Source organism: Lactobacillus kimbladii, from assembly GCF_000970755.1.
Lineage (GTDB): Bacteria > Bacillota > Bacilli > Lactobacillales > Lactobacillaceae > Lactobacillus > Lactobacillus kimbladii.
On the sequence record NZ_KQ034007.1, the window covers coordinates 390602 to 416643 of the forward strand.

General features: G+C 36.8%; 29 protein-coding genes. 21 read left to right on the forward strand and 8 right to left on the reverse strand.

All coding sequences use genetic code 11. The annotated features are described in order from the left end of the window. The first annotated feature begins 79 nt into the window (after nt 1–79). Complete coding sequence (locus tag JF75_RS02305) at nt 80–778, forward strand: GntR family transcriptional regulator (RefSeq protein WP_046331680.1); 699 nt, start codon at nt 80–82, stop codon at nt 776–778. A 36-nt stretch (nt 779–814) separates the two neighbouring features. Here JF75_RS02305 and tagD read toward each other — a convergent pair whose 3' ends face one another. Beyond that, entirely contained in the window at nt 815–1201 is a 387-nt protein-coding gene (gene tagD / locus JF75_RS02310) for a glycerol-3-phosphate cytidylyltransferase (protein ID WP_046331681.1), read from the reverse strand. Between the two features lie 124 nt (nt 1202–1325). Here tagD and JF75_RS02315 point away from each other — a divergent pair, with 124 nt between their 5' ends. From JF75_RS02315 to trxA, 10 genes are all read left to right on the forward strand, one after another. After that, entirely contained in the window at nt 1326–2057 is a 732-nt protein-coding gene (locus JF75_RS02315) for a WecB/TagA/CpsF family glycosyltransferase (RefSeq protein WP_046331682.1), read from the forward strand. 2 nt (nt 2058–2059) lie between these two features. Further along, a complete protein-coding gene (locus JF75_RS02320) occupies nt 2060–3151 on the forward strand; it encodes a glycosyltransferase (RefSeq protein ID WP_046331683.1) in 1092 nt (363 codons plus the stop codon). A gap of 77 nt (nt 3152–3228) precedes the next feature. Further along, the gene (locus tag JF75_RS02325) at nt 3229–4704 is read left to right on the forward strand and encodes a nicotinate phosphoribosyltransferase (RefSeq protein ID WP_046331684.1); all 1476 of its coding nucleotides are present in this window, start codon (nt 3229–3231) and stop codon (nt 4702–4704) included. Then, nucleotides 4704–5534 (forward strand): ammonia-dependent NAD(+) synthetase, encoded by an 831-nt coding sequence (nadE, locus tag JF75_RS02330; RefSeq protein WP_046332912.1) that lies wholly within the window; start codon nt 4704–4706, stop codon nt 5532–5534. The genes JF75_RS02325 and nadE overlap by 1 nt, the downstream gene beginning before the upstream one ends. A 295-nt stretch (nt 5535–5829) precedes the next feature. Then, the gene (gene alaS / locus JF75_RS02335; RefSeq protein WP_046331685.1) at nt 5830–8469 is read left to right on the forward strand and encodes an alanine--tRNA ligase; all 2640 of its coding nucleotides are present in this window, start codon (nt 5830–5832) and stop codon (nt 8467–8469) included. A gap of 52 nt (nt 8470–8521) precedes the next feature. Continuing rightward, a complete protein-coding gene (locus tag JF75_RS02340) occupies nt 8522–8779 on the forward strand; it encodes an IreB family regulatory phosphoprotein (protein WP_038521496.1) in 258 nt (85 codons plus the stop codon). Next, nucleotides 8779–9207 (forward strand): Holliday junction resolvase RuvX, encoded by a 429-nt coding sequence (ruvX, locus tag JF75_RS02345; protein WP_046331686.1) that lies wholly within the window; start codon nt 8779–8781, stop codon nt 9205–9207. The genes JF75_RS02340 and ruvX overlap by 1 nt, the downstream gene beginning before the upstream one ends. Before the next feature lies 1 nt (nt 9208). Beyond that, on the forward strand, nt 9209–9514 hold the full coding sequence (locus JF75_RS02350) for a DUF1292 domain-containing protein (protein WP_046331687.1): 306 nt from the start codon (nt 9209–9211) through the stop codon (nt 9512–9514). A 53-nt stretch (nt 9515–9567) separates the two neighbouring features. Continuing rightward, the gene (locus tag JF75_RS02355) at nt 9568–11922 is read left to right on the forward strand and encodes an endonuclease MutS2 (RefSeq protein WP_046331688.1); all 2355 of its coding nucleotides are present in this window, start codon (nt 9568–9570) and stop codon (nt 11920–11922) included. 85 nt (nt 11923–12007) lie between these two features. After that, entirely contained in the window at nt 12008–12319 is a 312-nt protein-coding gene (gene trxA / locus JF75_RS02360; RefSeq protein WP_034980713.1) for a thioredoxin, read from the forward strand. A 27-nt stretch (nt 12320–12346) separates the two neighbouring features. Here the strand turns inward: trxA and mscL are convergent, their stop codons facing one another. Both mscL and JF75_RS02370 read right to left on the reverse strand, forming a co-directional pair. Beyond that, nucleotides 12347–12718: a large-conductance mechanosensitive channel protein MscL gene (gene mscL / locus JF75_RS02365; RefSeq protein ID WP_046331689.1), complete on the reverse strand. Its 372-nt coding sequence runs from the start codon at nt 12716–12718 to the stop codon at nt 12347–12349. Nucleotides 12719–12790: 72 nt separating this feature from the next. Beyond that, nucleotides 12791–13210 (reverse strand): YslB family protein, encoded by a 420-nt coding sequence (locus JF75_RS02370; protein ID WP_046331690.1) that lies wholly within the window; start codon nt 13208–13210, stop codon nt 12791–12793. Nucleotides 13211–13279: 69 nt separating this feature from the next. On the opposite strand from JF75_RS02370, the gene murI reads away from it, so the two are divergent. Both murI and JF75_RS02380 read left to right on the forward strand, forming a co-directional pair. Next, entirely contained in the window at nt 13280–14068 is a 789-nt protein-coding gene (murI, locus tag JF75_RS02375) for a glutamate racemase (protein ID WP_046331691.1), read from the forward strand. Nucleotides 14069–14081: 13 nt separating this feature from the next. After that, nucleotides 14082–14696, forward strand: coding sequence for an XTP/dITP diphosphatase (locus tag JF75_RS02380; protein WP_046331692.1), 615 nt, complete (start codon nt 14082–14084; stop codon nt 14694–14696). A 97-nt stretch (nt 14697–14793) separates the two neighbouring features. On the opposite strand, the gene JF75_RS02385 is transcribed toward JF75_RS02380, so the two are convergent. After that, on the reverse strand, nt 14794–15609 hold the full coding sequence (locus JF75_RS02385) for a mechanosensitive ion channel family protein (protein WP_046331693.1): 816 nt from the start codon (nt 15607–15609) through the stop codon (nt 14794–14796). A 111-nt stretch (nt 15610–15720) separates the two neighbouring features. Between JF75_RS02385 and JF75_RS02390 the strand changes: the two genes are divergently transcribed. Both JF75_RS02390 and JF75_RS02395 read left to right on the forward strand, forming a co-directional pair. Beyond that, complete coding sequence (locus JF75_RS02390; protein WP_046331694.1) at nt 15721–16146, forward strand: DUF948 domain-containing protein; 426 nt, start codon at nt 15721–15723, stop codon at nt 16144–16146. 17 nt (nt 16147–16163) lie between these two features. Continuing rightward, nucleotides 16164–16580 carry a DUF1269 domain-containing protein gene (locus tag JF75_RS02395; protein ID WP_046331695.1) on the forward strand — a complete coding sequence of 139 codons (417 nt, stop codon included), beginning with the start codon at nt 16164–16166 and terminating at the stop codon, nt 16578–16580. A gap of 79 nt (nt 16581–16659) precedes the next feature. Here the strand turns inward: JF75_RS02395 and JF75_RS02400 are convergent, their stop codons facing one another. Beyond that, complete coding sequence (locus JF75_RS02400) at nt 16660–17760, reverse strand: aminopeptidase P family protein (RefSeq protein WP_046331696.1); 1101 nt, start codon at nt 17758–17760, stop codon at nt 16660–16662. A gap of 149 nt (nt 17761–17909) precedes the next feature. On the opposite strand from JF75_RS02400, the gene JF75_RS02405 reads away from it, so the two are divergent. Continuing rightward, nucleotides 17910–18911, forward strand: a complete 1002-nt coding sequence (locus tag JF75_RS02405) for a substrate-binding domain-containing protein (RefSeq protein WP_046331697.1) — start codon at nt 17910–17912, stop codon at nt 18909–18911. 31 nt (nt 18912–18942) lie between these two features. Here the strand turns inward: JF75_RS02405 and JF75_RS02410 are convergent, their stop codons facing one another. After that, on the reverse strand, nt 18943–20331 hold the full coding sequence (locus JF75_RS02410; RefSeq protein WP_046331698.1) for a glycerophosphodiester phosphodiesterase: 1389 nt from the start codon (nt 20329–20331) through the stop codon (nt 18943–18945). A gap of 85 nt (nt 20332–20416) precedes the next feature. Here JF75_RS02410 and JF75_RS02415 point away from each other — a divergent pair, with 85 nt between their 5' ends. From JF75_RS02415 to JF75_RS02435, 5 genes are read left to right on the forward strand one after another with little or no spacing between them, the layout of a single operon-like run. Then, a complete protein-coding gene (locus JF75_RS02415) occupies nt 20417–20749 on the forward strand; it encodes a hypothetical protein (RefSeq protein ID WP_046331699.1) in 333 nt (110 codons plus the stop codon). Nucleotides 20750–20760: 11 nt separating this feature from the next. Beyond that, the gene (locus JF75_RS02420) at nt 20761–22167 is read left to right on the forward strand and encodes a bifunctional metallophosphatase/5'-nucleotidase (RefSeq protein ID WP_046331700.1); all 1407 of its coding nucleotides are present in this window, start codon (nt 20761–20763) and stop codon (nt 22165–22167) included. Continuing rightward, nucleotides 22136–22714, forward strand: coding sequence for a YutD family protein (locus tag JF75_RS02425; RefSeq protein WP_046331701.1), 579 nt, complete (start codon nt 22136–22138; stop codon nt 22712–22714). Before JF75_RS02420 ends, JF75_RS02425 begins: the two co-directional genes overlap by 32 nt. Beyond that, on the forward strand, nt 22715–23491 hold the full coding sequence (locus tag JF75_RS02430) for a TIGR01457 family HAD-type hydrolase (protein ID WP_046331702.1): 777 nt from the start codon (nt 22715–22717) through the stop codon (nt 23489–23491). After that, complete coding sequence (locus JF75_RS02435; RefSeq protein ID WP_046331703.1) at nt 23488–24096, forward strand: TIGR01906 family membrane protein; 609 nt, start codon at nt 23488–23490, stop codon at nt 24094–24096. Before JF75_RS02430 ends, JF75_RS02435 begins: the two co-directional genes overlap by 4 nt. A 10-nt stretch (nt 24097–24106) precedes the next feature. On the opposite strand, the gene JF75_RS02440 is transcribed toward JF75_RS02435, so the two are convergent. Further along, nucleotides 24107–24757, reverse strand: a complete 651-nt coding sequence (locus JF75_RS02440) for a VTT domain-containing protein (protein ID WP_046331704.1) — start codon at nt 24755–24757, stop codon at nt 24107–24109. Nucleotides 24758–24766: 9 nt separating this feature from the next. Next, the coding region (locus JF75_RS02445; RefSeq protein WP_425339128.1) for an NAD(P)/FAD-dependent oxidoreductase at nt 24767–26042 on the reverse strand (1276 nt) is incomplete at its 5' end.

Sequence of the window (26042 nt, forward strand, 5' to 3'; positions counted from 1 at the left end):
TGCTAATTTATAATTTGTAACGTATCATGCAGAGTAGACCAATTTGAATTATAATAGGATGTGTAATGGGGGTGCATTCATGGAAGAACCAATGTACATCAAAATTCACAATCAAATTAAGCGTGAAATAGAAAAGCATAATTACAAAGTTGGTAGTAAAATTCCAGCTGAAAGGCAATTAGCCCAAAAGTTTGGTGTGTCTCGGATGACGTTGCGACAAGCAATTAAAACCTTGGAAGATGAAGGCATTTTAGAACAGCGTGTTGGTAGCGGAACATATGTAGCTAACCAAAAAGTGCAAGAAAAAATGTCGGGAATTATGTCTTTTACCGATATTACACATGCTAATGGCCAAACACCTTCGAGTAAGTTGATTTCTTATCGTTTTGGTAAGCCTTCTTTATCAGAAATGGAGAGGCTGAACTTAGATGATACGCAGGAAGTTTTGCGTATGGAGCGTATACGTTATGCAGATCATGTTCCGATTTGCTATGAAGTCGTATCTATTCCGCATAGCGTGATTTTAAATATGTCCAAAGCCGATATTTCTTCGCATTTATATCAAACCTTAGAAAAAAATGGTTATAAAATAGGACGGGTAACTGAATATATTTCTGCAGCGGTGGCAAACGAAAATGCGGCAAGATTGCTCGATGCTAAGAAAGGTGAAGCATTAATTACTCGCCTGCAAGTAACTGAACTCTCTAATGGCGTACCATTTGAGTATACTAGAGCCAGTTATGTTGCAGATCGTTTTGAATTTACTTTTGCAAAATAAAAACTCTGAGTTAACTTTGTTAGTTCAGAGTTTTTGTTATTTTAAATCATCTTTGATTTTAGTAGTAGAGATTCCCGGTGTACGAGGCAAATAGACTACTTTGCAGTACGGTTTTAAAAAGTCAAATTTACCCTTCCAATCATTGCCCATAACAAAGGTATCAATGTCATATTTTTGAATATCACTAATTTTTTGTTCCCAATCCTTTTCGGGAATAACCTGATCGACGTAACGAATAGCCTCTAGGATATATTTACGCTCAGCGTAAGTATTATACGATTCCTTGTGTTTTTGAAATTGATTGAATTCGTCGGTAGATAATCCAACTATAAGATAATCGCCTAATTCACGAGCGCGTTTTAGCAAGCGTACATGGCCATAATGCAATAAATCAAATGTACCATAAGTAATTATTTTTTTCATAGTTCCAGTACTCCTATTAATTTGACGAGTTAATAGTATCATATTTTTAGAAAAGGTAAAGCGTGTCCTCAATTTGAAATTATTTTGATAAAATAAAGTAAATTGAGGATTAGGAGATATAGTTATGACTAAAGTAAATGTTTTAGGAGTTAGTTTCGATAATAAAAGTTTTAATCAGTTTCAAAATGAATTTGTTGGCAGAATTAATGCTCATCAATCAACCTTTATAGTTACTGCCAACCCTGAAATTGTTATGTCAGCTAATGAAAATCCTGAATTTATGAAGATTTTAACTTATGATGCTGACTATATCACCGCGGATGGCATTGGCATTGTCAAAGCAAGTCGCATATTGGGAGAACCGCTTAAAGAACGGGTAACAGGTTATGATCTGTTTTCTTGGCTAATGAAATTGGCAAATGAACGCAGCTTAAGAGTATATCTTATCGGGGCTCGACCAGAGGTAATTCACGCTATTCAAGGAAAAATCGCCAGGGATTATTCTGATATTCAGTTAGTAGGAGCTGAAGACGGCTATTTTAAGGAAGATTTGGAACTTGTAGCCTATCAGATAGAGCGTACAGAACCTGACCTGGTTTTTGCTGCACTGGGCTCTCCACGTCAGGAACAGCTTTTGTCTGTTTTGCGAAGAAATCTGCTGCCTGCATTAATGATGGGAGTAGGAGGCAGTTTTGATGTCTTTTCAGGAAAGGTCAAACGAGCTCCTCAAATTTGGCAGACTATTCATTTAGAGTGGTTTTATCGTCTTCTTAAAAATCCTTCTCGGTTAAAGCGCATGATGGTTTTACCACATTTTGTTCACGCAGTTTACCAGTCTAAAAAAGGAAAAGAGTAATTATGAAAGTTTTGCATGTTAATGCTGGACTCGAAAATGGCGGAGGTCTGACCCATATTATTAATTTGCTAAAAGAGGCTAAAAATGAACAACAAAACTTTACTTTATTATGTTTAGCCGATGGCCCCGTTGCTCAAGCTGCCCGCACAGCAAAGCTGAATGTACAAGTTTTGGGGATAAAAAGTCGTTATGATTTAGGTGGTTTGAATAAACTAGCTAATTTCATAAATCAAGGAAACTTTAATATAGTTCATACTCACGGACCTAGAGCGAATCTTTTCCTCTCTTTAATTAGGCGAAAAATTACGGCTAAATGGTGCATAACTATTCATTCCGATCCTTACCTTGATTTTGCTGGTCGCGGTTTAAAGGGCAAAATATTTACCAAAGTTAATTTGCATGCAATTAGCCAGGCTGATTGTATTTTTGCTGTCACCAAAAGATTTGCCAATTTATTAATTAAAAAAGTAAAAATTAACCCGGAAAAAGTTCACGTTATATATAATGGTACTTTTTTTCATGAAGATAGTCAGATTCCTGCTAAATATGAACATCCCAATTTTAATATAGTAAATGTTGCCAGAGCCGAAAAAATTAAGGGCCAGGCACTGCTGCTGCAAGCACTCAAAAAACTAAATAATGCCAATGCTCATTTATTTATTGTTGGGGATGGTACGGAGTTAAACTCTCTAAAAAATTTGGCACAACAATTAAAATTGGGTCCACAAGTAACTTTTCAAGGTTTTATGACGCATAAACAATTAAAAAATTTATATCGGCGTATGGATCTAGCGGTTTTAACCTCATATTCTGAGAGTTTTCCCTTAGTTTTATTGGAAGCAAGCGATAATCTTTTGCCACTGCTGTCAACTGCAGTTGGTGATATTGAAGTAATGATACCAGATCAAAAATATGGCTTTGTAGCTAACATTGGTGATGTAGATTCGATTTGTACCCAGTTAAAGCAGGCTATCGCCACCCCTAAAGAACAGCTTAAAGAAATGGCTCAGCGTGAAAAAAGTTATGTTGCAGGACATTTTTCATTAAAACAACAGTTAGAAAGTATTTTGCAGGTATACAACAAGATTGAATAAATTACTAAGTTTGTTAAAAAATCCACAAATGTTTATAATAAGAAAAAAATATTAGTGGATTTAGTTAAGAGGACAGAATGTTTTACCAAGAATTGGATAAAGATGACTCGTTAACTCTGCATACAGATTTGTATGAAATTAACATGATGTATACCTATTTTAAAAAAGGAATTTCAGAACGCAACGCGGTTTTTGAGGTTTACTACCGTAAAGAGCCGTTTGGCAATGGGTATTCTGTTTATGCAGGATTAGAACACGTCATTTTATATTTACAAAACCTGAAATTTAAAGAAAGTGACTTAAAATATTTAAAAGAAGAAATTGGCTATGATGATGATTTTATTGATTATCTGCGCCAATTGAAACTAAAGCTTACTGTAAGGTCGATGCCCGAAGGAGAGATTGCTTTTGCCAATGAACCTTTGCTTCAAGTTGAAGGGCCACTGGCTCAATGTCAATTAGTTGAAACCGCCATTTTAAACATTATTAATTATCAAACGTTGTTAGCAACTAAAGCTGCTCGTGTCAAGCTAGCCGTGCAAGGTGACGGTGTCATGGAATTTGGTACTAGACGTGCACAGGAAGCAGATGCTGCAATTTGGGGTACTCGTGCAGCTTATATCGGTGGTTTCGACTCAACCAGCAATGTTCGTGCCGGTAAGTTGTTTGGGATTCCCGTTTCTGGTACCCATGCTCATTCATTAGTTGAGGCATTTGGCAGTGAATATGAAGCATTTAAAGCTTATGCAGAAACGCATAAAGACTGCGTTTTTCTTGTCGATACGTATGATACCGTCAGAAGTGGTGTACCAAATGCTATCCGTGTTGCCAATGAAATGGGTGATAGGATAAACTTTCAAGGCGTGCGCATAGATTCTGGTGACATGGCTTATATTTCCAAACAAGTTCGCCATGAACTGGATAATGCCGGCTATACCAACGCCAAAATTTTTGCTTCAAATGATTTGGATGAAACGACGATTACCAGTTTGAAAATGCAGGGAGCCAAAATTGATGTTTGGGGCATTGGCACCAAATATATTACGGCTTATGACCAGCCAGCTTTAGGGGCCGTTTATAAATTGGTTTCAATTGAAGATGATCAGCACCATATGCGTGATACATTAAAAATTTCTTCAAATGTGGAAAAAGTCTCAACTCCCGGTAAAAAGCAGGTTTGGCGTATTTCAGCCAATACCGAAAAGAAAAATGAGGGTGACTGGATTGCACGTGCCGGTGTGGATCCGCGAAAATTTGATTCACTTTATATGTTTCATCCGCAATATACTTATATTAACAAAGTAGTAACGGATTATACTGCTGAGCCGCTTTTAAAAGATATTTTTGTGAATGGCCAGTTAAAATATCACAAGCCTAAATTAAGAAATATCAAAAACTTTTGTGCTGCTAATTTAGATGGTCTTTGGGATGAATATAAACGAAGTTTGAACCCACAGGAATACCCTGTCGATCTTTCTCAAGATTTGTATGACAGTAAAATGAATATCATTCAGGATATTCGGACAAATATTAACAAGGGAGATATCAGATGATGAGACCACTGCAAAAAGAAATAATAAAATATGAGCATGTTTTGCCTCAAATTGATCCGCAAAAAGAAGTTAGACGTTCAGTTGATTTTTTAAAAGATTATCTCAAAGCAAATACCTTCTTAAAGTCTTATGTGCTGGGTATTTCTGGTGGGCAAGATTCCACGTTAGCAGGAAAATTATGCCAAATGGCAATTACAGAGATGCGCGCTGAAACGGGCGATAGTTCATATCAATTTATTGCAGTGCGCTTGCCTTATGGCGTTCAGGCCGATGCACAAGATGCACAAGAAGCTGTAACATTTCAAAAGCCTGACCAGGATTTAACAGTCAATATTAAACCAGCTGTTGATGCTTTAGTAGCCAGTTTGAATGAAGCTGGACAGCAGATCACAGATTTCAATAAAGGCAATATAAAAGCGCGCGAGCGTATGGTAGTCCAATATGCTATTGCTGGTGCTCACAATGGTGCGGTAGTTGGTACAGATCATGCGGCTGAAAATTTTAGCGGTTTTTATACTAAATACGGCGATGGTGCAGCGGACCTGACCCCACTTTTCCGTTTAGATAAACGTCAAGGTAAGCAGATGCTTAAATTTTTAAATTGTCCAGAGCACTTGTATCAAAAAGCGCCGACGGCAGATTTGGAAGAAAATAAGCCAGGTTTACCAGACGAGACTGCACTGGGAGTCAGTTACAGGGATGTTGATGATTATTTGGAAGGTCGGACGGTATCTGAAACAGCCGCAGAGAAAATCGAATCGCTATGGCGTAAAAGTGAACATAAGAGACACTTGCCTGTAACCATCTTTGATGATTTTTACCGTAAATAGAGATATTGAATTCTTTATTTATAAATTTTTTCAAGTTAACCAATTATTGACAAAAACTGTGCAAGTAGTACAATTACTGATAACTTAAGATATGTTTTTTAAGATTAGCAGTTCAAAGAGAGAATCGACTGGTGAAAAAGATTTACTGCTGCTTAAAAAGTGCTCCTTAAAGTTCAATAATTAAAATTAATTAAGAGGTAACAAGCACTGTTGCAATTGAGGTGGTACCGCGTTTAAAGGCGTCCTTAAGATAAGCAACGGTGTTTTTATTTTGACAAAAAGGGAGATATATTTGATGAAGAAACTGACAAGTTCAGAGTTTAGACAGATGTTTTTGGATTTCTTCAAGCAGCACGGTCACATGGTATTGCCCAGTCAATCTTTAATCCCGCAGGATGATCCAACATTGCTGTGGATAAACTCTGGTGTGGCAACGATGAAGAAATATTTTGACGGCTCAGTAGTGCCTGAGAATCACCGCATTACCAGTTCACAAAAGTCTATTAGAACCAATGATATTGAAAATGTGGGGAAAACTGCCAGACATCAAACTTTTTTTGAAATGTTGGGTAACTTTTCTGTGGGTGATTACTTCAAAAAAGAAGCAATTACCTGGGCTTGGGAATTTTTAACCAGCCCTGACTGGCTTGACTTAGATCAGGAAAAGCTATACTGCACTGTTTATCCTAAAGATACAGAAGCCCAAAAAATATGGTTACAAGTTGGCATGCCAGAAGATCATATTGTTAAATTAGAAGAAAATTTCTGGGATATTGGTGAAGGTCCTTGTGGTCCTGACTCTGAAATCTTTTATGATCGTGGTCAGGAAAATAACGATGTGGCAGAAGATGATCCGGAAAACTTCCCTGGTGGTGAAAATGCCCGCTATTTGGAAATTTGGAATATCGTCTTTTCACAATACAATCACTTGGCAAATGGCAAGTATGTTGATCAACCACACAAGAATATTGATACCGGTATGGGCTTAGAGCGTGTTTTGTCTATTTTACAGGATGCACCAACTAACTTTGAAACTGATCTCTTTTTGCCAATTATTCACGAAACTGAAAAAATGACTGCAGCTAAAAAGTACGGTTCAAATAAGGCAGATACCACCGCTTTTAAGATTATTGCCGATCACGTACGGACTGTCAGTTTTGCCATTGCGGATGGCGCTCTGCCGTCAAATACTGGCAGAGGCTATGTTTTACGGCGCTTGATTCGGCGCGCTGATTTAAATGGTCAGCGTTTAGGCATTAAGGGTGCCTTTCTTTACAAGTTGGTTCCAGTAGTCGGCAAGATTATGGAGAGTCATTACCCAGAGGTTACAGAGCAAAAGGACTTCATTGCCAAAGTAATCAAGAATGAGGAAGAAAGGTTCCAGTTAACTCTTGAATCGGGCTTAACTCTACTTGATGACTTGATTGCAAGTGCACAAAAGTCGGAAGATAAAACTATTACCGGTAAAGATGCATTCAAGTTGTTTGATACTTATGGTTTCCCCTACGAACTTACCTTTGAAACTGCCCAAGATGCAGGCTTAAAAGTTGATCAAAAGGGCTTTGATGCTGAAATGGCTGCTCAAAAAGATCGTGCTCGTAAAGCTCGCGGTAATTTGCAATCAATGAGCTCTCAAGATGAAACTCTGATGAACTTAAAGGATAAGTCAGAATTTGAATATGGCGTTTATGAAGAAAAACACGCAAAATTAGTTGATATTATAGTTGATGATCAGTTAGTTGATAAAGCAGATGGCGATAATGCCGTTTTGATTTTTGATAAGACTCCATTTTATGGTGAACGTGGTGGTCAGGTAGCCGATCACGGTAATATCTATGATCAGGAAGGAGAACTTGTTGCCCAGGTAACCGATGTGCAACATGCGCCAAATGATCAAAATATGCATTTTGTCGATGTGATTTTACCTCTGACAAAAGGTGAGGAATATACTCTAAAGATCGACAGAGTTCGTCGCGAAGGTCTGCGCCATTCTCATACTGCCACGCACTTATTACATGCAGCTTTGAGAAGCGTACTTGGTGAACATACTCATCAAGCCGGCAGTTTGGTTGAACCCGATTATTTGCGCTTTGACTTTACTGCACTTGAACCAATGACTGACAAAGAAATTAAGTCAGTTGAAAATTTGGTAAACCAAAAAATCTGGGAAGCAATTGATGTCAAAACTACCATTACTGACCCTGATACAGGTAGAAAAATGGGTGCTCTAGCTTTGTTTGACGGTAAATATGGTGATAAAGTTCGTGTTGTCCAAATAGAAGATTTTTCTATTGAATTCTGTGGTGGTACTCATTGTGCCAATACTAACCAGATTGGTATTTTTAAAATTACTTCTGAATCTGCTATTGGTGCAGGAATGAGAAGAATTGAAGCAGTTGTTTCTAAAAAAGCTTATGAATATTTAGCTAATAGGTCTGAACTGTTAGATGAGATTCAAGCAGAAGTAAAATCAACTAAACCAGAAGATATTATTGATAAGGTTGATTCGCTTGAAAAAGACCTGCATGACAGTCAAAAGCAGGTTGAAGACTTGAACTTGCAAATTAATCAAAGTAAAGCCAACTCTATTTTTGATAATGTAGAGCAGGTCGGTGATTTATCTGTTATTGCACAAAGAGTTGATGTTAACGGAATGAATGATTTGCGTGAATTCGCTGATACTTGGAAGAGTGACCAAAAGTCAGATGTACTGATTTTAGCTACCGCTAGTGATGGCAAGGCCAATATGATTATCAGTTTAGGTGATAAGGCCTTAGCAAAGGGGCTTAAAGCTGGTGATCTGATTAAGCAAGCCGCTCCAATCTTTGGCGGTGGCGGTGGCGGTCGACCAAATATGGCTCAAGCCGGTGGTAAAAAACCTGAAGGCCTCGAAAAAGCTATCCAGACAGTGATTACAGCGATTGCAAAAAATTAATTAATTGAGTTTATACTATTTTTCAAGTAAAATTGTGCTAGGAGGAAAGATTATGAGTTCGCTAGATAAGACAATGCACTTTGACTTTAATGAAAACAAAGGCAAAAACGTTCATGATACTCTGCAAGATGTTTATAATGCTCTAGAAGAGAAGGGCTATAATCCAGTTAATCAGATTGTTGGGTATTTGCTGTCTGGCGATCCGGCTTATATTCCACGGCATAATGATGCTCGTAATTTAATTTTAAAACACGAACGTGATGAAATTATTGAAGAGCTTGTCAAAAATTATCTTGGAAAAGATAAATAATGCGACTAGTTGGTTTAGATGTTGGATCGAAGACAGTAGGAGTTGCGATCAGTGATGAATTAGGTGTTACTGCACAAATGCTTGAAACTATTCCTATTGATGAAACGCGCTATAATTTTGGTATGCGTGCAATTAAAAAGATTGTGCGCCAATATGAACCAAAAGGTTTTGTCTTAGGGTTGCCTAAAAATATGGATGGCTCTTCAGGCGCTGCGGTTTTGCGGAGTAAGGCTTATGGTGAAAGGCTGGAAAAGAAGTTTAACTTACCAGTGCACTATTCTGATGAAAGACTAACTACAGTTGAATCTGAACGGGTTTTAGTTGAGAAAGCAGGCATGCATAACCGCCATCAGCGTAAAAAAGTAATTGACCAAATGGCCGCTGTCTTGATTTTGCAAAATTATTTAGATCTAAACCGAAAGGATTAATATGACACAAGAAGTTAACGGTGATGACCGTCAAATTACCTTGATTGATGATCAAGGTAACGAAGAATTATATGAAATTTTATTTACATTTCATTCTGATGACTATGATAAATCATATGTCTTGCTTTATCCGGCAGCTGCTAGTGATGATGAGGAAATTGAAGTTTTGGCCTTTAGTTATGACTCCGATTCCGCAGGTGACGTCACTAGCAGTGATTTACACGAGATTGAAGCGGATGATGAATGGAATATGGTCCAAGGAGTTTTGAACACATTTTTGGACGATGACCGATTAAGTGGTGAATAAGAAAGACTGGCTAGGCCAGCCTTTTTTATTCAAGATTGATAATTTAGAAACTAATGAATGATAAAATATTAAAGATTTTAGAATTTGCAAAAATTACTGAACAATTGCAGCAAATGGCAATTACTACACCAGCTAAAATGGCGGCTAAGAGTCTTGTACCAAGTAATGACTTTACTCAGGTTGAACGTGCTTTAAAACAGACATTGGCTGGAGCTGATATTTTACGTGTTAAAGGGCAGCTGCCTTTAACAGATTTTGCTGATGTTGAGCCAAGTATTAAACGTTTGCGGATCAAAGCAAATTTGAACGCTAAAGAGTTGGGTAACATATTACTGGTTTTAGCACTTGCAAATGAAATAAACGAATTTTTTAGCGATGTTGATGAAGAAAAATTGGATTTAACGGCAATAGATTCGATTTTAATGCAATTGGACGTGCCTCAGTCACTGTTTAAGCAACTTAATCGTTCGCTGGATTTTGACGGGGAAGTTCTTGATACTGCTTCTAGCGAATTATCGCATTTACGGCGCGAAATCAAAAACAATGATGCTGAAATCAAAGAGAAAATGGACAGCTACACCAAAGGAAATAGCAGCAAGTATTTATCTGAACAAATCGTAACTATTCGTGACGAAAGATATGTTATTCCAGTTAAGCAAGAATACCGCAATAAATTTGGTGGCGTTGTTCACGATCAGAGTGCCAGTGGCCAAACTTTATTTATTGAGCCGAGTGCAGTTTTAAATCTTAACAATCGTCAGCAAAATCTTTTGGCACAAGAAAGGCGAGAAGTTAGGCGAATCTTACGCAATCTGTCTGATTTAGTGCGCCCAGAAGTTGATAGTATAGATGCCATTGCAACTTCTCTGGTTGAACTTGATTTCATCCAGGCCAAAGCAAGGCTGGCTCGCGCAATGAAGGCAACTGAACCGCAACTGACTAATGATCAGTCATTTTTATTTTTACAGGCGCGACATCCTTTAATCGACCCTAAAAAAGTGGTTGCCAACGACATTCGCCTTGGTGAAGATTACGATACGATGCTGATAACTGGTCCCAATACTGGTGGAAAAACTATTACCTTAAAAACTGCTGGAATTTTACAATTGATGGCCCAGTCAGGATTATTTATCCCGGCAGCAGAAGGCAGTAAAGCGGGAGTCTTTAGGGATATTTGCGCTGATATTGGGGATGAGCAATCTATTGAGCAATCACTCAGCACTTTTTCTTCACATATTAACGATATTGTTAAGATAATGAAAAATGTTGATGCTCAAACTCTTGTTTTAATTGATGAAATTGGAGCTGGGACTGATCCAGAAGAAGGAGCCAGTCTTGCAATTAGTATTTTGGATTTTTTACGTCAGAAAAAGGCTAAAATAATCGTTACCACACACTACCCAGAACTTAAACTTTATGGTTATAATCGGAAAAAGACGACTAATGCTTCAATGGAATTTGATCTTAAAACACTGTCTCCAACCTATCGTTTACAAATTGGTATCCCCGGTCACAGTAATGCTTTTGCAATTGCTCGCAGGTTGGGGATGCGTGAGGATGTGGTTAAAAACGCTCAAGGGTTAATGAGTGACGAAAATGTTGATATTAACCAAATGATTACCGAGTTGACCAAACAGACAAAAGCTGCTTCAGATGCCCGCAGTCATTTAACAACTAGTCTTGATCGCGCTAAAAAGCTTGAACTGAAGCTGCAGCAGGCATTGGATTGGTATAATCAGCGTGTGCAAAAACAATTAGAATTTGCCCAGGAAAGAGCTAATGAAGTGGTCGCTAAAAGTCGTAAAAAGGCGGATAAAATCATAGCTCAGCTTGAACAGCAAAAGGGCAATGTCAAACAAAATGAGGTGATTGCTGCTAAGGGTGAATTTAATCAACTTGCGCGGCAAAATGAAAATTTGGCTCACAACCGTGTTTTGCAACGTGAAAAAAGACGACATCATGTCAATGTGGGTGATAAAGTAAAAGTACTGTCGTACGGACAAACTGGTACAATTACTAAAAAATTATCTGAACACGAATATGAAGTCCAAATGGGCATCATTAAAGTTAAAGTCAGTGACCGCGACATTGAAAAAATCGGTTCCCAAAAAGAGTCGCGGACTCACCAACAAGTTCGCGCTGTTAGTGCAAGCAGAAGAAGCAATGTGAGAAGTGAGCTTGACTTGCGCGGTCAGCGATATGATGAAGCGATGACTAATCTTGATCGGTATATTGACTCTGTACTGCTTGCAGGGCTTGATGTTGTAACCATCATTCACGGCATTGGAACTGGTGCAATTAGAAAAGGCGTTTGGCAGTATTTAAAGTCAAGCAAGCATGTAAAAAGTTATAATTACGCTCCGGCAAATGAGGGCGGTAATGGTGCTACTATTGTTCATTTACAATAAAATGCTTTACTTGTAAAAAGTAAGTTTGCTTGCTATAATGAAAATATCAATAGATAACTATTTTTTCCTTAAAGGAGGGTTTTTCATGGTTGATGAGCTTACAGATCAAAACTTTGAAGAAGAAACAAAAGACGGTGTGGTTTTAACAGATTTTTGGGCAACCTGGTGTGGTCCTTGTAAAATGCAATCACCAGTTGTTGATGAACTGGCTGAAGAGCGTCAAGACGTTAAATTTACCAAAATGGATGTTGATCAAAATAAGGAAGTACCAAGCTCTCTGGGAGTAATGGCCATTCCCACTTTATTAATTAAAAAGAATGGTGAAATTGTGGACCGGATTACCGGCTATACTCCAAAAGCAAAACTGAGTCAGATTTTGGATCAATACACAAAATAAAAAATTCCTGCTTTTGCAGGAATTTTTTTAATTGCTTTTTTCTTTTAATAAGTCCCGAATTTCTTTGAGATAGTCTTCAGCAGATGGACCAGCAGGTTGTTGCTGCTCATTGTGTCTCATTACTTTATTGACGGCTTTGACTAGTAAAAAAACTATGAATGCTATAATCAGGAAATTAATTACAGTATTGATAAATTCACCGTATTTAAATGTGGCACCACCGGCTTTAAATACCAAATTGGATAGATCTATTTTTCCGATAAATAGCCCTAAAAGTGGGTTAATCAAATTATTTACCAAAGAATTAACAATGTTGGTAAAAGCTCCACCAATAATTACACCCACAGCTAGATCAATAACATTACCACGTTGAATAAATTCTTTAAATTCTCTAAGCATTTTATTTCCTCCATTCTTACTTTAATCATATTGCAAAAATAGCAAAAGACTAAATTATTTGTTTCTGGAAGTTTAATCAAACTTAGCAATTAATTTAACTTCTTTTTTTCGTTCATCAACTTTGATTTCGCACTCAGTTGTGCGGCCAGTTTCCTTTTCAATTGCTTCTGCAATGATGCCGGCTTCGAGCGAAAACTCTTGACTGCCACTGTTAATCCGATCGGTCACATTTTGCCCCTTGAGTTTAAATATTTCTTCGTTGCGATGGGTTCTTGTCTTTTCTAAGCTACCGAATTCTGTGGTTGCAAAGAAACTAACCACATCTTCAAATGACAACAAATCATATTTACGGGCAATTCGTTTGCCACCCCAATAAAGAATCGCTTCGTTGTCTTTACCTAAAATTGTTGGCAGTAAGAAATCACGATAAAGTTGATTCACAAAATAAACATGTTCGTGTTGCTCGTTATTGTTTTGCATAAAGAAATTCATCCCTTTTATTTTCTTTTATTTTACCGTAAAATTGACTGAAGTATAAATTATTTAGGGGAGACTTTTATAATGGATAACCGACCAATTGGCTTGCTAGATTCTGGTGTTGGCGGGTTGACAGTAGTCAAAAAAATTATTGCCAAAATGCCACACGAAGCGACTGTTTTTATTGGTGATAATGCTCATATTCCATACGGTGATAAGTCTAAAGCGGAAATTATTGCGCTTACTAAGCAGAGCGTTAACTTTTTAATAAGCAAAAATGTCAAACTGATTATTTTTGCATGTAACACAGCCACAGCCGTGGCTATGAAAGCTATTCAAAAAGAAATTGAACCGCAAATTATTGGTGTAATTCAGTCAGGTGCCGTTGCAGCAGCAAATGCGACTAAAAATAAAAATGTTGCGGTCGTGGCCACCAAGATGACTGTTGGCTTACATGCATATCAAAAGGAAATACAAGCACGTGATCCCGAAATAACTGTGAATGAAATAGCTGCCCCTCAAATTGTACCTCTAATTGAAAACAATGCGGGACATCAAGCTTATATGGCAGCACTTAAAAAGATTTTATTGCCAATAAACAATTTAGGTGTTGATACTCTAGTTTTAGGATGTACTCATTATCCGATTATTCGCAGTGAATTTGCTCAGTGCGTGAAACCGGCTGTACAAATAATTGACCCTGCTGATCAAGTTGCCCAGTATACATATAATATTATGAAACGTGATCAGATGTTCACGGACAGTTCAGCTAAAGGAAAGCACGAGTACTATACTACAGGTGATGTCAAAATGTTTGATGAACTTGGTAAAATAGTATTACAGGATGAGAAATTTAGTGCACAGGACCTTTAGTAAAGGAGAAAAAATGGAAATATTATTTGCTACTACCAATAAAGGAAAAGTCAAGGAACTAAAATCAGCTTTTAAAACGGCTGCAATTAACGTTACTCTCAAAACCAATGCTGATTTAGACAGACCGCCTGTAATTGATGAATATGGAATAACTTTTGAGCAAAATGCTAAGCTTAAGGCCCACGAATTAGCAAATTATAGTCATATGTTAACAATAGCTGATGATTCTGGATTAATCGTTGATGCACTTGATGGTGCTCCCGGAGTTCATTCTGCGCGTTTTGCCGGCCCCGAACATAATGATCAAAAAAATAATGCTAAATTGCTGGCAGAACTTGGCGGAGTACCCTTAAAGAAACGGACCGCTAGATTTAACACTACAATCGTAGTGTCTAAACCTGGTCATTTTGAACAAGATTTGGTTGTTTCAGGACAATGCGAGGGTTTAATTTTGCCTGCACCTCAAGGCGATGATGGATTTGGTTATGATCCGCTTTTTTATGTACCAGAAAAACAGAAAACCTTTGCTGAGATGACCATCGCTGAAAAAAACAGTCTTTCTCATCGGGGAAGAGCGATATCCCAACTGCTCAAAGAATTACCTAATTGGCTGACTCAATTTGAATAAGTAAAAACTGATAAAAAGCGCAAGCAATATGTCAACAAGAATAATAATTTCGTTGAATTTGCCTTATGTCCTTATGTAATGTTTATCAGTTTTTATTTTATTCTGCCAGTAAAATTTTATTTTGAGGTAATATTTTTAAATATTGTGTTAGGTACTCATCTTGCACTTCTTTTTCATGGCCAGGTTTAACTTGAAAATGAACAACATAATTGACAGTTTGTGCCGTTTGTTCTGTGATTCCAACTATTTTGGGTTCCTGTACTAAAAAATTAATATTAGTACTCAATTTATTATTTATTTGGCTAATAATATCATGAACTTTTGTGAAGTCATTATTAGCTTTAAGCTGCATTGTTATATCCAAACCGATGCCACCATGGGCCAGATTTTGTACTATTGAAATGTTGCGGTTAGGAATGTAGATAATAGAACCATCCGATCCTTTAAGTCTGGTAGTTCTTAAACCCAACTGTACTACAACTCCCGTTTGATTGTTGATGGAAACAATGTCACCTACATCAAACTGGTCTTCGCTTAAGATAAAAAACCCATTAACTAAATCGCTGACAAAGCCTTGTGCCCCCATACCTAAAGCCAGTGAAAAAATACCGGCACTTGCAAGTAGAGTTCCAACTGGGATGCCTAAAATTGATAGCACCGCAAATAAATAAAAGAAAATTACTGTGTATTCGAAAATACTGTTGATTAAGGCTGTTACAGTTTGTGTTCTCTTATTTTGTTTTCTTTTACTGCGTTTTAAATAATGGCTGATAATTTTTTTGCCAAAATGATCAATTAAATAAAAAACTAAGGATGAAATTGCTAACTGCCAGACGATTGACAAGACTTGTTCGCCTACTCTGTCCCAGTTGAATTTGAGAACATTTTTGTTGATTTGAAATATTTTATTCATGGTAATTACCTTTCGTATATGCATATTAACTATAACAAAATATGACATATGGATTGAGATTAAAGCATTTTCATGCTAGACTTTTTTTAGGTATAGAATTGGAGGTAAAAGATGAAATTTTCTTATGGTGCATTAGCAGGGTTGATTGCTGCCATTGCATTATTAATTTTAGTACTTTTCACAATTCCAGTGCTTATTCGTGCCGCAAAGGCGACTAAAGAAGCTGAAAAAACAATCCAAAGTGCTAACGAGTCTATTCAGCAAATTTCCGATGATGTTAATGGTTTACTGCATCAGACAGGAGATTTGCTTGATAAAACCAATGTCTTGTTAGCAGATGTTAATGTTAAAATGAAAACTATTGATCCTGTTGTTCAGGCAGCAGCTGATCTAGGCGAAAGCGTTTCAGATGTTAATACCTCTACCAGAAAAATGGCAAAACGTTTCAATAATTTTCATTGGAAACGTAACGGATTAGTGTCATCTGCTTTAGCATCGGTGTTTGCACGGCATAAGCGACGTAAAGGTGAAGATTAGTAAAAGGAGTTACTTTTATGAAAAAGTTTGTAAGTTTTGTTTTGGGTACTATTGTCGGGACTGCAGTGGGGTTTCTTGCTGGCTCTCTCTTAGTAAGTGATGACCAAATCGACGAATTAAAGAAAAAAGTTAAGAACAATGAAACTGTTCAGGATTTAAAGAAGAAATATGATAATGGTACTGAAATAGTGAAGAATCAACTGGCTTCATTCCCTAAGAATGTAGAAGATGATTCAGAACTAAAGGATTTTGATGATATCGTTATTGATAATTCAAAAGATGATGACGCACAGCAAAAAGATCATGCTCAGGATGTAGCAAATGATCTGCATCATGCAGAAACAACAGACGATTTTAATCAGCCGGAGCCTCCAAAACCAGAAGGTTCATCTGATCCGTCTGCTGCACCAGTTGACCCATATTCCAGACCATAAATTAATAAAAAATGGCACTAGCAGATAAGATATTGCTGCTAGTGCCATTTTTATGTGGTCAAGTAATTTAAATTCTTGTTTAAAGAGGCAAAACTTTGAGTTCTTTACTGGTATGAGTAAAAGGTTCATAGCCATCTTTAGTAACGACGCCACAATCTTCGATTCTGACACCCGCAACATTTGGAATGTAAATTCCGGGTTCAATCGAAAAACACATGCCTTCTTCAATGATCAAATCGTTGCCTTGAACAATTGATGGGTATTCGTGCACTTCCTTGCCAATGCCATGACCCAATCGGTGAATAAAATATTCACCATAGCCGGCTTTAGTAATGATATCTCGAGCAACACTGTCGAGTTCAGAAGCTGTCATACCAGGTCTAACCACATCAATAGCAGCTTGTTGAGCTTCACGATCAATTTCGTAAATTTCTCTCTCTTTAGCAGTCGGCTCGCCATAGGCTACTGTACGACTGGAGTCTGAAGCATAGCCATTGTGCATTGTTCCCAGGTCAAAAAGAACTAATTCATTTGGCTTAACTTTATTCATAGTAGGACCTAAATGAGGATTGGCGGCATTGGCACCAGCTTGCACAATAGTTTCAAAACTTTCATGCATTACTCCTTTTTGTACTTTGAGCTGATACTCAATTTGTCCCGCTATATATCTCTCAGTGACGCCTTCTTTAATAGCATCAAAGCCAATTTGAAATGCAAAATCAGCTTCACGGCCAGCGGCTTGCAATTGTTTAATTTCCTCAGGAGTTTTATAAAGACGAATTTTATTAACAAAATTCGAAACGTCGCCGTCAAAATTGGCATCTGGAAATTGTGCGTGAATGAGTTGGTAGTGAGAAACAGACAGGTTGTTTTTTTCTACAGCCCATTTTTGATACTCTTGTGTTCTGCTTTTTACCTTGTCAGCGATAATCTCCCATGGATTTTCTGAATCCAGATAACCGTATACGTCACCGTTCCAGGCGGAGTCTTTGGCTTCTTCAACGTTTAAAGCCGGCACAAACACAAACGGATCCTGATCCTTAAATGCTAAAAGAGCAAAAATTCGTTCGTGAGGCTCCATATCATATCCGGTAAAGTAGGCAATTGTAGTTGGGTTAGAAATATAGGCTACATCCTTATCAGAACTTTGCAGCCATTCTTGTAATTTTGTTAAATTCATAGCTTTTTCCTTCCATCTTGAACTTTCAGTTAAAGAAAGTATATCATGTTCTTGCAATGAAAAAATGAAAGAATAGTTGTAAACGTTTGCACTTTTTGAAAAAAGATGATAAATTTTATACTAGTAAAATTAAGATGGGGGAACCAAGAATGCGTAAACAAGATATTACAATTTATGATGTAGCTCGTGAGGCTAAAGTCTCGATGGCCACAGTCTCACGAGTAGTTAATGGCAATACAAATGTGCGTAAAGATACGCGCGATCGAGTAATGAAAGTAATTAACCGTTTGCATTATCAGCCTAATGCAGTAGCACAAGGACTTGCATCCAAGAGAACTACTACGGTCGGTTTAATCGTGCCAGATCTAACCAATCTTTATTTTGCAGAATTGTCAAAAGGTATTGATGACATTGCGCTTTTATATAAGTACAACATTATTATTACCAGTATTGAAAACCGTTTGATGAGAGAAGATCAGGCGATTCAAGGCTTGCTTAATAAACAGGTTGATGGCGTAATTTACATGTCAGATGCACTGCCTGAAGAAGCTGTTAAAGCCTTTAAGCGTACTGATACTCCGGTGGTTCTGGCAGGAACTAAGGATAGCCACAGTGAATTTCCGTCAGTTGCTATAGATTATAAAAAGGCGGATACCGAAGCTTTGAACTTGCTTTATAATGATGGCAGAAAGAACTTAGCTTTAGTGCTAGGCGATCCAGATACTGTAGTTAATGCCCAAAACAGAGTTCCAGCATACAAGAAATTTATGGCAGATCATAATTTGGGTGAGGGCCATATTTATTCTAATGTTAAAGACCATTCTGATGGTTATAATTTATTATCTAAGTTAGATCAAGATGGTATCGATGGTGTAATTGTGACCCGAGATGTCACTGCTGTCGGGATTTTGAATTCAGCTATTGATGCAGGTAAGAAAGTGCCGGAAGAATTAGAAATAATTACGGCCAGTGCCACGCAAATTGCATCAGTTGTACGTCCCGCATTAACAGCTATTCGGCAGCCACTTTATGATATTGGCGCAGTAGCAATGAGAATGCTCACTAAGCTGATGAATAATGAAGAAGTGCCAGAAACTCAGATTGAACTGCCTTATGAAATATTAAAAAAGCAAAGTACAACAAATGAGTAAAAATTGTTTATTATATAAAAAGTGCTGCATGTTAGTTATGCAGCACTTTTTTAGTAGATAATTTTTGAATTTGCTTTATCTGCTGCCAAGTATTGAGCGGTTTAGCAGATTGTAGTGGTAAATAGGGAGTTAAAGCAATATTGGAATAGCGACTTATGCGTGGTAAATGACGATAATTTTGCCAACTGCTTTGGTCAAAAAAGCCATAGAACAGAATATCATTTGCTTTGACCCAGCCTAAGGATGTATACAGCCATAAACTTTTGGGACTGCCATTGAAGTTCTCTATTTTTATTAAAGTATTACCAGGTAAAACTTTATCAGTTTTTGATTGATTATCAGGAAAGCGGTAAACATGAACGTCTTTTTGCGGCTTGGCTAATACTTGCTTATTTTGATAAGGTGCGATATCTTCAGGTGTTAAATCCATATTAACAAATTCTGCCGAAATAAAGGTCTGGTTGGCAATTTGATAGTAAAGCTGATTATGGGCTCTGACCCCGTACATTACCTCAAATTTTTGCCCCGGATAAACAAATTTATTTTGCTTATCCCGCACATAAGGATTCATCATAGTATTAGTCTTTTTTTTGCCAAAATAACTGCCACTGCGGTGAATATCGTATTTTTTAGTACCTTCCTTTGCCAGTTTGTATTTAAAACCAGTACTCGGAAAGTTAGTTACGACGCCATCAACATTTTTGTTAATTAGCCATTGCCATAAATCAGGGGATTCATCCATTTCAGTCCACACAAAAACCTGTTTATTTAGCTGATGCAGCCAATGTATCAGCCAGGCATGATTTAAAATTAAATCAGAAGAAACATTAACGGCATTTACCTGAGGTAAATTACTAAAATTTATTCTTTTAAGGCTGCCCACAATTAAAATTAAATAGGCATCGGGCATAATCTTACGGAAGTGAAACAAGCTGGCAACTGAGAAAGAATGGATCATAACCCGTTTCTCCATATGATACTTTTTGATAGTCGCTGCAATCTGATCTTCTAATTCATAAGATGGATCTGAAGAATGATCTATTTTGGTTTCAAGAATAAATTTTGTATTTGGTCTTTTTTGATAGTATTTAAATAATTGTGGTAAACTCATGACATGTTCACCATTATCATAGGTTAACTCGCTAAGTGCCCGCCAATTATTTTGTGATACAATTGCATGTGTATGGGTCACGCGAAACAAGTCATCATCGTGTGAAACAACTAACTCGCCATCTGCAGAAAGATGGAGATCAAGCTCAACGTAATCAGCACCCGAATTAAAAGCAGAGTTATCACTTTGAATAGTTTCTTCAGGATATTTGCTGGGGTCTCCGCGATGGCCGACCACAGTAAAACCACAGGTTGTAATAAAAATGATGCTAAAAACTAGAGCCCTGATTAATTGGCTTTGATATTTCATGTGTACACCTCTATTGTTAACTACAATAGCATGGTTGCACATTTTTTGCTACATGTCACAGATTTAATTTATGTGGGGGATATTAATGAATGAACAATATGAAGAGTTTGATTTAATTGAAGAAATAGTGCGCAACGACGGCAGTAAGTATTTTGAAATTGCTAATATTGATCAAAATGGGATAGCCGAACTGGCAGCTGATCGTGGAAAAATAAAAAGCGTGCGTATTTTGCAATTGAACATACCTCGTACTAAAGCCCTTATTACCTATGAAGAATATATTAATAAAAACTATCAGCTTGAAACTTTGACTAATGAAGATGACTGGAAAAATCCTGATTGGGTGGAATGGAAAAAGCCAAAAGGAAAAGTCTTAGATGCATATAATATGGTTTTGAAATCTAATCAAATTGGATAGAGAGCAAGATAATGGAAAAAATTCGCATTTTACACACTAATGATTTACATTCACATTTCGAACATTTCCCCAAAATTGGCCGTTATTTAAGAGCAGCGCAAAAAGATAAATCTGTCGATCAGGTTTTTACTTTTGATGCTGGCGACTTCATGGATCGTTCTCATCCATTGACTGATGCGACGTATGGCCAAGCTAACATTAAGCTAATGAACTCATTTCATTATGACGCAATTACTATTGGCAATAATGAAGGAATTTCCAACTCACATTGTGTTGTAGAAAAACTGTTTGATCATGCTAATTTTCCCGTTATTTTAGCGAACTTGCGTGAAGAAGACGGTTCAATGCCTCATTGGGCTGTTCAAGATAAAATTTTGCTTACCAAAAAAGGCACTCGAATTGGTTTAATTGGCTTGACTGCTGCGTATCCTCTTTCTTATGAACCTAATCATTGGCACGTTAAAATGTTGAAAGAAACGATGGATAGCGTTTTGCCCAAAATGAAGGGGCAATACGATGTGTTAATTCTAATAACTCATATTGGGTTAAATATGGACAATTTTTTGGCCAAAAATTATCCTGAAATTGATTTAATTGTGGGCGGGCATAGTCATGACTTGCTGCCACATGGTAAAAAGGTAAAAAATGTGTGGATTACCCAAACAGGTAAATGGGGCAATTATGTGGGTGACACTTATATGGAAATCGATGATAATCATCATGTGCAAAAGATCACTCCACATGTTGAACCTACCAGCTTGATGAAGTCTAAACCAGATGATGAGGAAACCATTTTAGGCTATAGGCAAAAGGGAAAAGAAATTTTAAGTCATGAACTTGTGGCTGATTTGCCTGAGAAATACGATAATGACCGTGAGGCTGCTCTTCAGGTTTCTATGGATGCCATTGCAAATTTTGCCGGAACAAAACTAGCTATGCTCAGTTCAGGTCTTTTTTTAACACCATTTAAAAAGGGTATTTTAACTAAATATGACTTACAAAGAGCTTTGCCGCATTCCATGCATGTTGTACGCTCTACTTTAAAGGGCAGTGATTTGTGGCGCCTGATTATGGAAATTGAAAAAAACAGGCACTTTTTAGACCAGTTTCCTTTGCAGGGCATGAGTTTTCGCGGAAAAATTTTTGGTCAAATGTACTACAAAGGAATCAAGTTTGATCCTATGAGCAGAGTAGTTTTTGTAAATGGCAAGGAAGTCGATCCCTACCAGGAATATCAAATTGCTGTTTTGGATCATTATGTTTTAGTGCCTTTTTTCCCTACTTTGGCAATAGTTGGTGATAATGATTTCTTATTTCCGCAATTTTTGCGTGAAGTGATAGGAGATTATTTAGCAAAAAAATATCCGTTAGCGGGAAGTGAAAATAATGGTAGAGCAAACGAGCAGCAGAAAAGCTAAAGATAATAAATTTGAACGGGATCAACCATTGCGGCATCCCTTGGCTGTCGTAAGCCTAGATAATGATCAGCTAAAAATAAATAAACAACTTTATCAGGTTGTAGTTAATAAGAATGAGGCTCTTGACCTCGAGCTTTTGCGCCAAAAATATGATCCTTATTTAGATCAATATGATTTTATTGTGGGTGATGTATCAAGTGAACATTTGCGTTTAAAAGGCTTCTACCAGGATAATGCTCAAACAGCAATTGATCGCAAAAAGCAGACTATTGCTGACTATTTACTGGAATACTGTAATCCGGGAGGGCCATATTTTGTTCTACAGCTTTTAAGTCCCGTGCATCATTATCATTACAATAAAAGAAGAAGGCGGAAAAATTCGTTTAAGAATAAGGCGCAGGGTTTGCATAGAAGAAAACTGAATAAATCTTTTAAAAGCTATCATGTGCGTCCTAACAGAATAAAAAGGCCTGAAACTGTAGCTGTAAAAAAAGAACGAGCAAACCATCATTCTTTTGTAATCAAAAAAAGAAAGGGCAGTAAGTAAGTGAAAGATTACCGTTTATTTTTAATTGATCTCGATGGCACAATTTATCGCGGTAAGGAAACTATTGCTTCTGGGGTTCGTTTTGTTGAGCGCCTTGAACAAAAGCATAAGGACTATATTTTTCTGACTAATAATACGACTCGCACTCCGCAAATGGTAGTGGATAAGCTTAAAATTCATGGCGTCCAAACTGATATTGCGCATATTTATACGCCGTGTATGGCAACAGTAAGTTATATTCTAAATAATGAAAAAAAGCGCACCAACAAAATTGGTGTTTATATAATTGGCCAAATTGGTTTATGGCGTGAATTTATGCAAAACCCGGCCTTTGAGCTTAATGATTCTAATCCAGAATACGTTGTGGTAGGGATGGATACGGATTTGACTTACCACAAAATTCAAGTAGCTGTAAGTGCAATAAGAAAAGGAGCTACATTTATTGGTACTAATGCGGATTTAAATTTGCCTAGTGAAAAAGGTTTAATGCCTGGCAATGGTTCTCAGTGTGCAATGATTGCAGCTTCCAGTGGACAAGAGCCGCTTTTTATTGGAAAACCATCTCCTGTGATTATTGATATGTTGTTAGATAAATTTCATTTTGCTAAAAAAGATACGCTTTTAGTAGGTGACAATTACGATACTGATATCAAGGCAGGGTTTAACAGCCATGTTGACCAATTGCTGGTAACTACTGGTATTACACAAGTTGCGGATATTGAAGGTAAAAAGCAACCTACAATTTTGGTTGACAGCTTAGATCAGGTTAAATTATGAATAAAAGAAATAATATCCTAACTATTATTTACCATTTTATTTTTGCTGTTTCTACTAGTGTTGTAACAGCACTAGTTGCTAGTTGGCCCTTATTATTTGTCTTTGTTTTGGTGCAAAAAACGAATAAAACAGTGAATTTGTCAATTGGACAAGTAATGAGCAATTACAATCAATTAATGTGGTATTTAATTTGGCCCTTTAAGCGTAAATTGCGAATGAGTAATTTGCCTACTTCCTCAATGGCTGCAGGTCATTTTGCAGATGTCAAAAAATTGTTTGTATTGGCAATTATTGCTTTTCTGTGTTGTTTAATAATACTTTTTTGGTGTCAAAGACGAAATAAAAAATTTTTGCGTTTAAATAAAGTATGGGCATTATTGTTTTTATTGCTGCCAGTTGCAATATTGCCATTTGCACTTACTAATTTTGATAATTTTTTTATTACTTTTCATCATTTATTTTTTGCGGGTAGCAACACCTGGTTATTTGATCCAGTGACAGATCCAATTATTAATGTCCTCACTGAAGGTTTTTTTGCGTCTTGTTTTGCAATTGCAGGTATTGTTTATGAACTGTATTTTGCTGATAAATTGTTGCAAAAATAAAAAGGAGTTCTTAATGAAACTCCTTTTTGCTTTTAATTCGTTTTTTTAATGCAACTATTAAGATCGGTAAAACAGAAATTAGGATAATTGCGATTAGCAACATTGAAAAATGCTCTTTCACAAAAGGTATGTTCCCAAAGAATGCGCCTAATACTGTAAATAGACCACTCCAAATTATTCCACCAATTACATTATAAAGTGCAAATTTGCCATAATGCATATTGCTGCCACCAGAGATAAAGGGAACAAATGTCCTAATAAAGGGAATGAATCTGCCAATAACAATGGTGATTGGCCCGTGTCTGTTAAAAAAGTTTTCAGCGGCCAGACGATTTTTTTGGTTAATCAGCCTGTTAAACCAAGTGTGTTTTGTACCTTGTCTTACAGACCAGGCACCTATTTCATAATTACAGGCATCACCTAAGATAGCTGCCAGCAATACCGCAAAATAAATCCACCAAATATTCAAATTATATTCTGGATTAACTGCTAAAGAACTGGCAGCAAAAATTAGTGAATCACCGGGTAAAAAAGGGAAAATAACTAATCCAGTTTCAATAAAAATAATGGCAAAGATAATCAAGTATGTCCAATTGCCAAACTGATTAACTATTTCAATCAGATGATGGTCGATATGCAGAATAAAATTGATTATTGTCATAAACATCTCCTAAATACTGGTTGAATGAATTGTTAAGGTTTTTTCGGGAAAAAGCGCACGCATAATTGTAGTAATTGCAATTTGTGCTTCTCCAAATCCAAGTCCAATAAGAGGCACACGTCCGGGATACGTTGATACATCACCAATTGCATAGATGCCTGGTATATTTGTTTCCATAGAGCGTGATACTTCAATTTGGTTATTATTTAAGTTGACACCCCACTTTTTTACAAATTGGTTATTAGCACGGAAGCCATAGCCGACGATTATTTGATCAAATTGTTCGTAAATAATATTGCTGGTCCCCATCTCTTTTAAACCAATATTAAGTAGATTATCTCTGATTTGAATTGATTTAGGAAGATAGGGAGTTTGTACTTCAACATTTTTTAAACTTTTAAGTTTTTGAATACTGGATTCCAAACCACGAAATTCATTTCTTCTATGAATTAAATTAATTTTCGTTCCTTCCTGATCTGCTAGTTCAGCTGCCCAGTCGAGGGCAGAATCTCCTCCACCAAAGACTCCTATTTTTTGATTTTTAAATTTTTGAGGATCTCTAACATAGTAGTGAACTCTTTTTTCGATTTCATCGTCCATTTTTAACGGAAATTTTTTAGGAGTAAATGATCCAGTTCCGGTGGCAATAATTACGCTTTTTACAGAAAAATTATTATCAATAATAAATTTTCTGTCTATTTTTTTAAGATCTACCACAGGATGATTTAAGATAAAAGTTGCATTTTGTTTGTCTTCAGTTTGTAATTTTTCGATTAATTCGCAAGCAGAAACAGAACTAAAAGCTGGTATGTCCAAAATTTTTTTAAATGGATAAAGTAGTTTTGGTTGTCCTCCAACTTCTGCAAGTGAGTCAAAAACTACAGTTTTTAAACCATGAAGATGGGCAAAATTAGCACAGAATAATCCCACTGGACCTGCCCCAATAATTGCTAAATCAAATTTTTTTATTTTAAAAAACTCCCCTCTAAACCTTGATATAACAACTTTATCATAAAAAAAGAAGTAAGTCTCTCCAATAAATTGTAAAAAATACTTGCAAAAGAGAAAAATAATTGCTAGTATTAATAACTGTCGTCGGGCAATGAGCCGCAAGGCAAGAGGCCTAAGCGGGCAGGCAAAAAAATCGAGTAAAAGCAGTTGACAAAATTGCGCTGCTTTAGTAAGATAATAAACGCTGTCGGGGAAGACGGCAAACAGGTCCCAGAAAAAAGTGCTTGACAAAAGCACGTGAATCTGGGAAAATAAAAAAGCTGTTTTAAAGAGA